General features: G+C 40.5%; 12 protein-coding genes. 7 read left to right on the top strand and 5 right to left on the bottom strand.

Annotated elements, in window-relative coordinates:
- The first annotated feature begins 33 nt into the window (after window positions 1–33).
- Window positions 34–843, top strand: a complete 810-nt coding sequence (locus tag MKY34_RS14635; protein WP_342511815.1) for an SDR family oxidoreductase — start codon at window positions 34–36, stop codon at window positions 841–843.
- A 105-nt stretch (window positions 844–948) separates the two neighbouring features.
- Here MKY34_RS14635 and MKY34_RS14630 read toward each other — a convergent pair whose 3' ends face one another.
- Complete coding sequence (locus MKY34_RS14630) at window positions 949–1,371, bottom strand: MarR family transcriptional regulator (protein ID WP_342511814.1); 423 nt, start codon at window positions 1,369–1,371, stop codon at window positions 949–951.
- Window positions 1,372–1,694: 323 nt separating this feature from the next.
- Here MKY34_RS14630 and MKY34_RS14625 point away from each other — a divergent pair, with 323 nt between their 5' ends.
- The gene (locus MKY34_RS14625) at window positions 1,695–3,395 is read left to right on the top strand and encodes a methyl-accepting chemotaxis protein (RefSeq protein ID WP_342511813.1); all 1,701 of its coding nucleotides are present in this window, start codon (window positions 1,695–1,697) and stop codon (window positions 3,393–3,395) included.
- 60 nt (window positions 3,396–3,455) lie between these two features.
- On the opposite strand, the gene MKY34_RS14620 is transcribed toward MKY34_RS14625, so the two are convergent.
- Complete coding sequence (locus MKY34_RS14620; RefSeq protein WP_342511812.1) at window positions 3,456–4,394, bottom strand: urea transporter; 939 nt, start codon at window positions 4,392–4,394, stop codon at window positions 3,456–3,458.
- A gap of 230 nt (window positions 4,395–4,624) precedes the next feature.
- Between MKY34_RS14620 and MKY34_RS14615 the strand changes: the two genes are divergently transcribed.
- The 3 genes from MKY34_RS14615 to MKY34_RS14605 all read left to right on the top strand — a co-directional run bounded on the left by MKY34_RS14615 (window position 4,625) and on the right by MKY34_RS14605 (window position 7,279).
- Entirely contained in the window at window positions 4,625–5,503 is an 879-nt protein-coding gene (locus MKY34_RS14615; RefSeq protein ID WP_342511811.1) for a transporter substrate-binding domain-containing protein, read from the top strand.
- A gap of 20 nt (window positions 5,504–5,523) precedes the next feature.
- The gene (locus MKY34_RS14610) at window positions 5,524–6,204 is read left to right on the top strand and encodes an amino acid ABC transporter permease (protein WP_342511810.1); all 681 of its coding nucleotides are present in this window, start codon (window positions 5,524–5,526) and stop codon (window positions 6,202–6,204) included.
- Between the two features lie 106 nt (window positions 6,205–6,310).
- Window positions 6,311–7,279: a proline dehydrogenase family protein gene (locus tag MKY34_RS14605; RefSeq protein WP_342511809.1), complete on the top strand. Its 969-nt coding sequence runs from the start codon at window positions 6,311–6,313 to the stop codon at window positions 7,277–7,279.
- A gap of 67 nt (window positions 7,280–7,346) precedes the next feature.
- Here MKY34_RS14605 and MKY34_RS14600 read toward each other — a convergent pair whose 3' ends face one another.
- The 3 genes from MKY34_RS14600 to MKY34_RS14590 all read right to left on the bottom strand — a co-directional run bounded on the left by MKY34_RS14600 (window position 7,347) and on the right by MKY34_RS14590 (window position 10,841).
- Window positions 7,347–8,093, bottom strand: coding sequence for an arylamine N-acetyltransferase (locus MKY34_RS14600; RefSeq protein WP_342511808.1), 747 nt, complete (start codon window positions 8,091–8,093; stop codon window positions 7,347–7,349).
- Between the two features lie 67 nt (window positions 8,094–8,160).
- On the bottom strand, window positions 8,161–9,177 hold the full coding sequence (locus MKY34_RS14595) for a DUF1646 family protein (RefSeq protein ID WP_342511805.1): 1,017 nt from the start codon (window positions 9,175–9,177) through the stop codon (window positions 8,161–8,163).
- Window positions 9,178–9,350: 173 nt separating this feature from the next.
- Window positions 9,351–10,841, bottom strand: coding sequence for a peptide MFS transporter (locus tag MKY34_RS14590; protein WP_342511804.1), 1,491 nt, complete (start codon window positions 10,839–10,841; stop codon window positions 9,351–9,353).
- Window positions 10,842–11,129: 288 nt separating this feature from the next.
- Here MKY34_RS14590 and MKY34_RS14585 point away from each other — a divergent pair, with 288 nt between their 5' ends.
- Complete coding sequence (locus MKY34_RS14585; RefSeq protein WP_342511802.1) at window positions 11,130–11,369, top strand: hypothetical protein; 240 nt, start codon at window positions 11,130–11,132, stop codon at window positions 11,367–11,369.
- A gap of 123 nt (window positions 11,370–11,492) precedes the next feature.
- On the top strand, window positions 11,493–12,632 hold the full coding sequence (locus tag MKY34_RS14580) for a glycerate kinase (protein ID WP_342511801.1): 1,140 nt from the start codon (window positions 11,493–11,495) through the stop codon (window positions 12,630–12,632).
- Window positions 12,633–12,763: the final 131 nt, after the last annotated feature.

Raw genomic sequence — 12,763 nt, 5'->3', positions numbered from 1 at the left:
TAGAGATAGCAAATGAAGAAAGAGGGTTTACAGATGGGCAGAGTACAAGGGAAAGTTGCCTTAGTAACAGGTGGCGCGTCGGGAATTGGTTTATCCGCTGCAACATTATTGGCAAAAGAAGGCGCGAAAGTCGTCATTGCGGATTTTAACGTGGAAGGTGCAAAACAAGCCGCGGAGGAGATTAACAAACAAGGCAGCGAAGCAGTCGGCATCTTTTTGAATGCTGGTGAAGAGCAGTCTATTAAAGAAGCAATCGATTTCACAGTTGAACAGTTTGGCACGATTACTGTTCTTTATAATAATGTTGGCCTATCGAATTTACAAAAAGATTTGGATGTCGTAAATATCGATTTAGAAGAATGGGATCGTTTGATGGATGTTAACGCAAAGAGCGTCTTAATTGGTAGCCGTTATGCGATTCCGCATATGCAAAAAGCGGGCGGGGGTTCTATTATTAATACAGCGTCAATGGCTGCTTTTGCAGGTGATGCTGTTCGTTCGGCTTACGGTGCATCCAAAGCAGCTGTAGTCAATTTGACGAAATATATTGCGGCACAATACGGCAAAGATAGCATTCGTTGTAATGCTATTGCACCAGGTTTAATCTTGACACCTGCTGCAGAACGTAATATGCCACAGGAAGTACTAGATATTTTCGGTAAATTTAATGCGCTCCCATATCATGGAGAAGCAGATGATATCGGTCATACTGTCGTATTTTTAGCTTCAGATGAATCTAAATTCATCACAGGACAAACGATTCAAGTCGAAGGTGGACATTATTCTGGCAATCCAAGCATCGCCGATTTCCAAGCGTATATGGCGAAGGTACAAGCAAAATAAGTCGCTAAACATAAAGCGGTCTAGCAGTTACAGTGAGCGAGACAACTTCGATGGCACTATACAAAAAGAGCATCCCGACTGGGGTGCTCTTTTTGTATAGTGCCATTAGTCTAGCGATTGATCAAGTTTTTGATAGATAGCTAATAAAGTCTCTTGTTCTTCCTCAGATAGGTGAGCGAATAGTTCACGTCGCGTTCCTTGTCCATCTTTTTGGGCTTGTTCTAGCAAAGCGATGCCTTTTTCACTGATTGACCAATAGGTAGTACGACGATCGGTATCATCTTGTCTACGGATAATCAAATCCTGATTGGAAAGTTTAGTAGAGAGATGTGTGAGCGAAGCAGGTGTGAAACCTAATCTTTTCGCTAAATCGGAAGGGCGAACCTCACCATCTTGTCGCAACTCGTGCAAGACAACAATATGTGAAATACCGAGATCATGCGCAGATTTTCTTTTCCAACGAACAATCATTTTGTGATTCACTTGCTCAAAAGAGTGAAGTAATTCAAAAATCGTTTTTTCAGACATCCATAAAACCTCCAAAATAGGTAGTACCCGTTCCCCTTCATTGTACCACTATTATTATACAAAAGTGTTTGGTTGAACAAAAGTTGAACTATAATGGAGAGGAAATGTAACGGCTATTATGAAATTAGTAGGAGGATAGTCTAAGTTGAACATTCTATCAGGCAGTGCGGTGTATTATTTGGTTATATTAAGCACTGCTTTTTCTTGACAATAATGAACAGTTAATGACTTTTGGGGCTTTGTTTCTATTAGGAAATAGAGTATTATAGAAGGATAGGGTAGGTAATATGTATGAAGCTCGTAGAATACTAGGGGGAAACATAGTGAAAAATTCATTGACCGTACAGCTAGGGACTATTATTGTAGGCATAATGATTGCGATGTTAGCGATTACGTCTGTAGCAACATACAAAACCGCATATGACAAGTTATATGATGCAGCAGGCATAGAAGCATACGGCTGTGCCAACATTACAACAGGACTAATCCGGGCGGAAGATGTAGTGAAAATGCTTGACGGCGATCGTGACGTAATGGATCAAGTCGGTAAACAAATCAACTGGACGATTGAACATAAAGATATTTTTGAAACACAGTATATCTTAGATTTAAATGGTAAAATTCTAGCCTTAGATGACAATTCACGAGCGAAAGGGTTAAAACCGGGCGATATGGTTCCGCTGGATGAGAAAGCTATCAAAAAGTTATTGGAAATGAAACACTCTACTTATTCAGAGCTCTATGAATTCCAAGGATTAGAGCGTTTATCGGGCTATGCACCAATCTTTGAAAATCATGATTCAAGTGGTGAAATCATTGCCATTAGCGTCATCGATTTTGATGGTTCAATTGTTGCAGATCGAACATGGGATGTTGTACGAAATGGTATTTTAGTCAGTCTGATCCCGATGTTTTTGGCATCGATTGTCACGCTGTACTTAATCAGACGTAAAACAAAACCGATATCGACTCTTATTGCGCATGCGAAAAAGATTGCGGACGGTGACCTAGCGATTGAAGATATTGTAATAAAAAGTAATGATGAGGTTGGCGATCTAGGTCGCACATTGAATATGATGACTGCACATTTGCGTACGGTTATTGGAACGATCCAATCGACTTCTTTACAGCTCGCGCAAAATTCAGCTGCAACAGCCACTTCGTTGAATGAAATGCAAGTCGCAATTCAACAAGTAGCCCATAATATGAATGACACGGCGGTTTCTATTTCGGATGGAACGCATAGTGCAGAACATGCATCAGAAATTTTGGTGTCTCTTGCCAATAATCTGCAAAACTCGAAAGAAAAAGCGGATTTTAGTGCAGAGAATTCACAAAAGACGATGCAAATTGCCGAACAAGGTAGACTGCGTGTCAATGATATTCGTAGTGACATGGAAAGAATTCGAGAGTCTTCCGTTGAGGCAAGCGGAACCATTGAGAACTTGATTGAATCAACAACGAAAATTCAGGATATAACAGGCTCTATAGCGGCAATCGCTGCCCAAACTAATTTACTTGCATTGAATGCTTCGATTGAGGCGGCTCGCGCAGGAGAGCATGGTAAAGGTTTTGCTGTCGTTGCAGAGGAAGTTCGAAAGTTAGCAGAGCAATCGAATGATGAAGTGTTGGAAGTTGAAAAGTTGGTGCAGGCAATCACTGAAAGTATTGGACAAGTGGTTACTTCTACATCAGAAAGTACAAAACTAATTGAAACAGGTACAGAAACTGTGCGTTTAACGGCACAATCACTAAGCAATATTTCAAATGCTGTCACCGAAACTGTAAATGATATTCGTTTGATATCGGCGCTGACAACGGACGAAGCTGAAAATTCCAGTCGTGTTGTTACGTTAATTAGTGAGTTGACGCACTCCATTCAAGGAATCGAAGAAATGTCTGCAACGATTTCTACAGCAACGGAAGAAACATGTGCGGCAATTGACGAGGTGACTATTCGTTCGAATGAAACGAATCAAATTGCACAAGAACTAGAAGAAGTAGTCGGCCAATTTAAACTATAAATCGACAATGATAGCTTGCTGAAAATAATCCCGCAGAAGAACAATCTTCTGTGGGGTTTGTCATAGGGTCACTTCCATTTTTGGCAATGCTTTTCGGAAGGCTAAAAACAACCATGTACTAATAATGAAAGGAAATGTCAATATCGGTAGTCCCAGTGGATTGAGTAATAGGTCTAGCCCAGCTGTAATCGGCACCGTCATAGCGGCAGCGAATATACCTACAAGTAAAAATCTTCTTTTATCATCGAACGCCAGACCAATCGCAATCATCGTTAATACCGCATTGTAATTATACAATCCTAGATCAAGCATCTCTGTATTGACGCCAAAGGATAAAGCCGTAAGCCATGAAACGAATGTTCCAATAATGGCATATACTCCGTACCGCCAGCCCGCTACAAAAAGAGCTATTAAGATGAGTGAGCCAGCTGAAATCGAATCGATGATGAAGACTTCACCAACGCCTTTGATTAAGCCTAAAAAGAAATGCGGTGCATGTTCCATCGGTAAATTCCATTTAACGGGTGAGGATGCGACGAATGCGGGGTTGATAGCTACCGGGTTGATTTGATAGGTTGCGAGAAGCCCCATCCAGGTGACGAAGACAAATGGAAAAGTGAGAATCGGGATATTCCACTTGGCTAAAATTTTGGTTACTCCAATCATCATGAGTGCGGCAAGTAATGCTGCGAAGAGAGCAATCATCCAACGCCAATCACTTTGTAGAAATAAAGTGACGGCTATTCCACTCAATAAAGAGTTGAATCCGTAAATTCCTTGGTGAGCAGCTTGTTTGTCTCCCCCATAATAGTAACCAGTTACTGTTCCAACGATTGAGGAAAGTAGTGCTATCGATGCAAACGTTGGTGAATATAAGACAAGTCCAAAAAGGATGAGACAGCCTGACAAGGTGTTTTCGATGAGCATCACTTGTGAAAAACCTCGAAGTGAGGCAGGTATTAGCCATTTACTATCCAGGACATTCCAAAAAAATCGCATCGTGCACAGCTCCTTCCACTTTTAAAATATGTATGCTATAAATTACAAATATAGCATAATTAAATAGCAAAATTCATTAGAATTAGTGATTTATTTACACTTTTCGTTCGTTTTTTTATGTATTATTTAAAATTTGTTCATAAAAGGCTTACATCAAAGTCACGAATACTTTATACTTCGTATGTATCTATTATTCGATACATAATAAATTCATAAGAAGGAGAAGTCAAATGCGAAACAAATTCCAGTTTAGGGCAATTATACTGTCTGTTTTTACGTTAGCAATGTTGTTGATATTGACTGCTTGCGGGAATACTGAAGACGAGGGTGCAAAATCCAGCAACGGAAATAAAGAAAAAGCATCAGCAACAGTATGGGATAAAGTGATTGAAAATAAAGAAATTGTTGTAGCAACATCGGGAACGCTTTACCCGGCATCCTACCATGACAGCGACACAGAAGAGCTAACAGGCTACGAAGTAGAAATTATGAGGGAAATCGGAAAGCGCTTGGAGCTAGATATTCGCTTTGTTGAGATGGGGCTAGATGGAATGCTTACATCTCTGAACAGTGGCCAAGTGGATCTCGCAGTAAATGATATTGAAATTACACCAGAACGTGAAGCGAAATTTACGTTTTCTGACCCTTACAAATACTCTTTTGGAACGGCAATTGTCCGTAAAGCTGATCATTCAGGTATTGAGTCGTTAGAAGACTTAAAAGGGAAAAAAGCTGCTGGAGCGGCGACGTCTGTTTATATGCAAGTTGGGCGTGACTATGGTGTAGAAGAAGTGATTTACGATAATGTAACGAACGATGTGTACTTGAGAGATGTAGATTTAAAACGTACGGATGTAATTTTGAATGACTACTATTTGCAGAAATTAGCACTTGCTGCGTTTCCAGAGTTTGAAATTATGATTCACCCAACAATTAAATATCACCCGAATGTCCAAGCAATCATTATGAAAAAAGATAATGATGAACTATTGAAGCAGGTGAATACTGTACTTGCTGATTTGCATGCGGATGGGACAATTTCTACATTGTCGAAGGAGTTCTTCGGCGGCGAAGATGTCTCCGTTGAGCAAGCGTTTGACTTTGAATAAGTGGGAGGGCGGCTTGACGTATGGCAACAATTGAATGGGGAAATATATTTGATGTGCAACTTGCGATTACGTCATTGCCCTATATTCTTCAGGGGATCGGTTATACCATTCTCATTTCGTTTGGTGGTATGGCGTGTGGGCTCGTCCTAGGCTTTATATTGGCGCTAGGGCGAGGTTCCAAGTGGTTTGTCGTAAGATGGCCGTCACGTTTCTTTATTTCATATATGCGGGGAACGCCGATGCTTGTATTTTTGTTTCTCTTGTATTTTGGATTGCCGAATATTGGGATTCAACTATCCGCAGTGACAGCGGCGCTAATCGGATTTAGTTTGCATTCTTCAGCATATATGGCTGAAATTCATCGCTCAGCGTTGAACGCTGTCGACAAAGGGCAATGGGAAGCGGCAACTGCGCTAGGCATGACATATTGGCAAACGATGTTTTCTGTCATTATTCCGCAAGCGATAAGAATTGCTATACCGCCATTGTCGAATGTCTTGCTCGATCTCATCAAAGCCTCCTCGTTAGCTGCGATGATTACCGTCCCTGAATTGTTCCAAAGGGCGAAAATTGTCGGCGGTAGAGAATTTGACTATTTGACAGTGTATATCCTTGTCGGTTTTGTATACTGGGGAATCAGCTTACTTGTCGAACTAGGGCAAGAGTTTTTCGAAAAACGTTTTTCATCTCGCCAACACTAAATTTATGTCGAATCATGACCATTTCTGCGTGAATTTTTATTGCAATTTTCGCAGGTAAATGTGATATAATTAAATTGATAAAATATGTACTAAGGAGCGACTTCCCATGTTGAAAGATTTCTTTATCGGTTTATCTCAAAACCAACTTTTGAATAGCGCAGCTAAAAAATACGGTTTAAAATTAGGGGCACAAAATGTTGTTGCCGGAACGAACGTAGAAGAAACAATTCAAAGCATTAAAGAATTGAATGCACACGGAATTTCTTGTACGGTCGATAACCTAGGGGAATTTGTTTTTAAAGAAGAAGAGGCGACAGAAGCCAAAGGGCAAATTCTAAGTGTCATTGAAGCAATTCATACACATGGCGTTGATGCGCATATCTCATTGAAACCATCACAACTTGGTTTAGATATCGATTATCAGTTCTGTTTGGAGAATTTACGGGAAATCGTCTCAAAAGCAAGTGGTTACGGTATTTTCGTCAACTTTGATATGGAAGACCATGCTCGTTTGCAACTATCGTTTGACCTGTTAGATGAACTGTCGAAGGATTACGATAATATTGGAACGGTTATTCAAGCATACTTTTTCCGTGCGGAAGAAGACCTTGAACAATACAAAAACTTCCGTTTGCGCATTGTAAAAGGTGCATATAAAGAAACAGCTGAAGTTGCTTATCAGGATAAACAAGAAATTGATGAAAATTATATTAAATTAATCGAGTGGCATTTATTGAACGGAAAATTCACTTCAATCGCAACACATGACCACAATGTGATCAATCATGTGAAGCAATTTGTAAAAGAACATAATATTTCAAATGACAAATTTGAATTCCAAATGCTTTATGGCTTCCGGAAGGATATGCAATTGCAACTAGCAAAAGAAGGATACAACTTCTGCACATATGTACCGTTTGGTCAAGATTGGTATGGCTATTTCATGCGTCGTCTTGCAGAAAGGCCTCAAAACTTGAATCTTGTCGTGAAGCAAGTATTTAATAAGAAAACGAATACGATGATCGGCTTAGCGGCCGGTGCATTCGTTCTCGGTAGAGTGTCTAAAAAGAAATAATAAGTAACAGAACAAGAACAAGGGAGTCAAATGAGATAATTCTCATTTGACTCCCTTTTTTCCCTATTTATATATGGAGTTTAAACACATTTTGTAAGGTATATGCTTTTTCTTCTATTGAAAGTTCCTTACTTGTTTGAACACCATTTTCCACCGTTGTTAGGGTTTGATCCGCTAATGTTATCCTCCCTGTTTGGGTCGCGCGGGAAACAATGTCGATATGCGTGAAAGTCGATTCTTTGGAGACTTGATTAAAGACGCAGCCCTCGTGGAAGTCGATAAGTTTTTTCTTGTCGGTATTAAAGCGGTAGAGTGTTCGATTGCCTCCCTCATTTTCCTGTGTCAGATCAAATGTCTGTCCGCCAATGGAGGATACTTTATAAGTCCCATTGCTATCTGTTCGTTCGCTTCCATCGAGTGGAATAGGTGTGCGTGGCGTGGCAGCTCCAAAACCGACATCGACCAGGTAAGGGACATCTAGCTGAACGAGTATGGCTGCATGCGTCTCTGCTTTTGCCCATTCGCCGTTCGGCCTTAACACAGTAGCAGCAACTAAATGTGCAGTAAATCCAAGCTCAGTTAATAGCCAATGAAAGAGTCCGTTCAATTCATAACAATAGCCCCCGCGATGATTGTCTACCACCTTGGTGAATATTCGCTGTAGGTTGAGGTAAATAGGTGTTTTTCGAATGACATCCAAATTTTCAAAAGGAATATGTTGCAAATGTTGATGCTGGAGCATCGTTAGAATTGGTAGAGAGACTTCATTTGGTACGGTCGTAGTGAATCGTGCCAAGTACTGTTGTGCTTCCAAGTAAATCACTCCTTTTTTAGTAGCTGAGCAAAAAGCACAATCCATGAAGGACTGTGCTTGTGTCTAGTTAACCTGCCATAACAATGACGATGAAATAAGCAACCATTGCAATAAGACCAATTGGAACAGCGAAACGTGCCCACTCGATACTTTTAATATTGAGTTTCCCTGCGGCAATAATGTTGGGAATATTCCCGGGGATTAACATTCCTCCACTAATAAGAAGTCCAAGTAAAATGGCTCTAATGGTTGGTTCGTCCATCGTAGGGCTGATTTCTGCGGCTGTTAACGTAGCATTATCAAGAACTGCTGAAATCATATTAATCCAATAGAGTACAAACGGGCTTAAATCAAGTAAATATTTTTCGATGAACGGTTCAAAACCAGCACCAAGAAATGTCAATGCCATGACGAATAGATAGACTTTAAAACCGCGAATGAGGATAGCTACATAAGATTCTGTATCGTGGTTGGCTTTTAGGCGATCTTGTTTTTCTTTCGGTTTGATCATCACTGCGGCGAGTAGCCCGAACACAATTACACCGATAATAATATCTGTACCAAGCAGTCTAAATAAGTAGAAGAAATCTTGATTGAGTTTGCTAGTAGCGATGGTAGATAGTGGTTCACCAATTGGTGTTAATACGGCACCTAGTCCAATAGAGTAACATGTCAAGATAACAAGCCGAATTTCAGATTTTCGGTCCAGTCGCAAAACGCTAACGACTGCAACAAGAACAATCGCAGCAATGATAGCGGTAATTAGACTTGAAATTAGCCCGAGAAAAATGACAACAAGCGCTAAAAACAGACGAAGTGGCATCGCTTTACTCATGCCAAGTATTCCTTTTTCAATCGGACCTTGGAACCAACGGAACAATAGACCAGCAACAATAACTGCTAATGTAATATGTAGTGGATCCTCCAGCGCCTTAAAAACAAGCTCCTTGTCGAGTACCTTACTTACGATGACTGCTGAAATTCCCATGATGAATAAAAAGACTTCTAGATTGCGTTCTACAATTTTTACTGTAAAAGGTAAAAAAAGTACAAGTACTAAAATAATTGTTAAACCAAGTATCATAATATAAAAGCTCCTTTTCCAATAATGTGAATCATGCCTCTATTATAACATTGAAAGAAGAATCTAAAAACGATTATTCCGAAAACAAAGTTTGAAGAAACTATTTTTTATTATTTATCGCAAAATAAAAAAAGCGTAATCCGTTGGGGATTACGCTTTTCCTATGATACCTATTAACGTACACCTTTCATATACCGTTGAATGCTTGGTGACAATGCAAATACGATGATACTTAGCAGAATTGCACTTCCGCCAATGATTCCGAAATACAGCATTTCAGTATCAACAGAGTAAAACTTGACGAGTTGTGCGTTGAGTCCTTGTGCAGCTGCGTTTGACAGGAACCACAGGCTCATTGTCTGTGCGGAGAACGCAGCAGGCGCCAGTTTCGTAGTTGCAGACAATCCAACGGGTGATAAGCATAATTCTCCTAAGACGACGATGAAGATACTTAAAATGAGCCAGAAGGGGCTAACGAGTGACTCTGTTCCACCGAAGTAACTCGGTACTAAAATCACTATGAACGACAATCCAGCGAAAAGTAAGCCTAATGAGAACTTTTGTGGAATAGAAGGCTGTCGATCCCCAAGTTTAACCCATAGCCATGCAAAAACAGGTGCTAATGTAATGATAAATAAAGGGTTAAATGATTGGAAAAAGGCTGGTGAAATTTGATAGCCAAAAATATTTAAATTTGTTCGTGTGTCCGCATAGAGAGCAAGGATAGTTGACCCTTGTTCTTGAATTGCCCAAAACATAACGGATGCTAAGAATAGTGGGATAAACGCGATAATGCGTGATTGTTCTACTTTTGTCGTTTTCGGGCTTCTATACATGACAACGAAATAGATGGTTGGGATGAGGAAACCAAGAATCCCTACAATTGCGATAAATGAATCGAATGTTAGCCAACCTTTTGGAATCGCGACAGCAATAAGAGCAGCGAGCACAACAGTAGTGATTCCAAAAATCGAATAGACTTTTTTCTTTTCATCAGGTGCCAATGGGTTTGCTACTTGCGTACCTGCAAGACCAAGACTGTTCTTCTTTGTCGCTATAAAAACAACTAAACCGATAAACATCCCGACTGCAGCAACACCGAAACCGAGGTGGAAGCTTGTATTCATCAGACCTCCGACGATGAGTGGAGAGATGAAAGCACCTAAGTTGATACCCATATAGAAGATGCTGAATCCAGCATCGCGACGATTATCGTTTTCCGGATAAACATCTCCTACCATACTAGAAACGTTTGGTTTTAATAAGCCTGTACCGAGAACAATGAGTACCATTGAAACAAAGAACATCGTTAAGTTTCCTGGGATCGCCAATGCAATGTGACCGAGCATGATGAAAATACCACCATAGAAGACCGCTTTCGATGTTCCGAATATCCGGTCGGCAAGCCAGCCGCCGATAATTCCAGACATATAAACGAGGGACCCATATATGGACATAATCGACAATGCGACGGTTTTATCTAATCCGAGTCCACCATTTGTTACCTCGTAGTACATATAATAGACAAGGATTGCCCGCATCCCATAGTAGGAGAAGCGTTCCCAGAATTCTGTAAAGAATAATGTGAACAAACCTTTTGGGTGACCGAAGAATCCCTTTTGTGGAACACTCTCAACGATTTGTTTTTTAGTTAGCTGTGACATCATGATGCCTCCTTCATATTTCACTATAATACAATTAAACGTTTTCAATTGTCAAAAATAATTAATGGAAACGCTTTAAGTTTAAAGAGTATTGTTATTTCAACGTTTCTGTAGAATTCGAATAGTGGTAATAACTACTCCATTTCAAATTTTTAGTTACTATAGAATAATATTTTAGGCGAGTGGTTATATATAATTGGTGGTTTTCATAGAGTGAACAAAGGAGAATTACAATAGATTGATGGAAAGTTTATAACAAGGTTGATTTGATTGTGATTAGGAGGAGAAATGCTGGAAATATATGATGTCGTCTTAATTCCTCTTATTATCGGAATCGTAGAATTGTTAAAGATGTATGGGATGAAAAAACGGTTATTGCCGATTATGGCGCTCGTTTTCGGCATGATTGGTGGCATTGTTTATATTTATCCAAATGACATCAAGGCTGGCATACTTGTTGGGTTAATGATGGGGTTATCCGCGAGTGGGCTCTATTCTGGGGGGAAAGCAGTGGTGGAAAAAAAGTGAACTTGATTTAGTGAATGGATCTCTCGTGTTTATAATAAGCCGAGGGATTTTTTTGTGTCGTGGTGTGGTGCTTTTTGGAGATGTACCCGGTATAATTTTAGCAATGCGTGTACTCTAGGGGGAATGAATAGATTGAAAATCGTCATAGCACCAGATTCCTTTAAAGGCAGTTTGACGGCGATGCAAGTAGCGCAAGCGATGGCGGCGGGTATTTGTGATGTTGATCCGACAATTGAAACTGTGTTGCTACCGACTGCAGATGGCGGGGAAGGAACAATGACAAGTTTAGTGAAAGCGACTGATGGAATAGTTGTTACAGTGTTCGTACAAGATCCGCTCGGTCGAAAAATTGAGGCGCAATACGGTGTACTTGGAGATGGCGAAACGGCTGTCATTGAAATTGCTGAAGCGTCCGGAGTAACACGTTTGCAGAAAAGGGAAAGAAATCCTTTCGTCGCCTCGACATTTGGAACAGGTGAGCTCATTGCGCATGCGCTTGATGGTGGGCTTCGCAAGTTTATAATCGGGCTTGGTGGCAGTGCAACGAATGACGGAGGAGCTGGGCTTTTGCAGGCGCTTGGCATACAATTACTTGATAAAAATAGCCAGGAGTTGCCTAGGGGTGGAGGAGCGTTAAGCCGATTACAAGAAATCGATAGCCGTCATTTTGATAAACGCATTGCAGAGAGTCATTTTGTCGTTGCTTGTGATGTTGATAATCCCTTTATTGGGCCTGAAGGTGCTTCTGCCATATTCGGTCCGCAAAAAGGAGCAACTACTGAGATGGTTGTCCAGTTAGATGAGAATTTGCAGCATTTTGCAAGGCAAATTGAAGTGTTGACAGGTATTGCATTGTACGATAAAAAGGGGGCAGGTGCGGCGGGAGGAGCTGGTGGGGCTTTGCAAGCTTTTTTTTCAGGGGATATGCAACGGGGAATTGATATCGTGTTACAGGCTATGTCATTTGATCAACAGATAAAGGATGCAGATCTTATTCTTACAGGTGAGGGCAAAACAGATCGTCAAACTCTATCGGGAAAAACTCCCTTCGGCGTTGCACAGGAAGCGTATCGACAAAGAAAGCCCGTCATACTTATATCAGGTGTAATTGCGGAAGGAAGCCGTTCGCTAATAGCCCCTCTATTTCATGAAGTACATGCTGTTGTGGGGGGAGCGGTATCGTCAAAAGCCTCAATGGACAATGCCGGTGATTTTTTGCGAAGGAAAACACGAGAAGTGATTGAAAATTATATGCGAAAGTAGAGAATGTTGGGCGGAAAATAGTTGTAAATGATAGAGATTGGATAGTTATAGTGCATTTATTCTCGCTCTATCTACCTTTATAGTGTAAATCATTTTGGGGGAATTATTTCACTATTTCGTAGTGACAGATT

It is taken from the genome of Sporosarcina sp. FSL K6-1522 (genome assembly GCF_038622445.1).
Lineage (GTDB): Bacteria > Bacillota > Bacilli > Bacillales_A > Planococcaceae > Sporosarcina.
The sequence above is the reverse complement of the archived record's forward strand: the minus strand, read 5'-3'. Positions and strand labels throughout refer to the sequence as shown.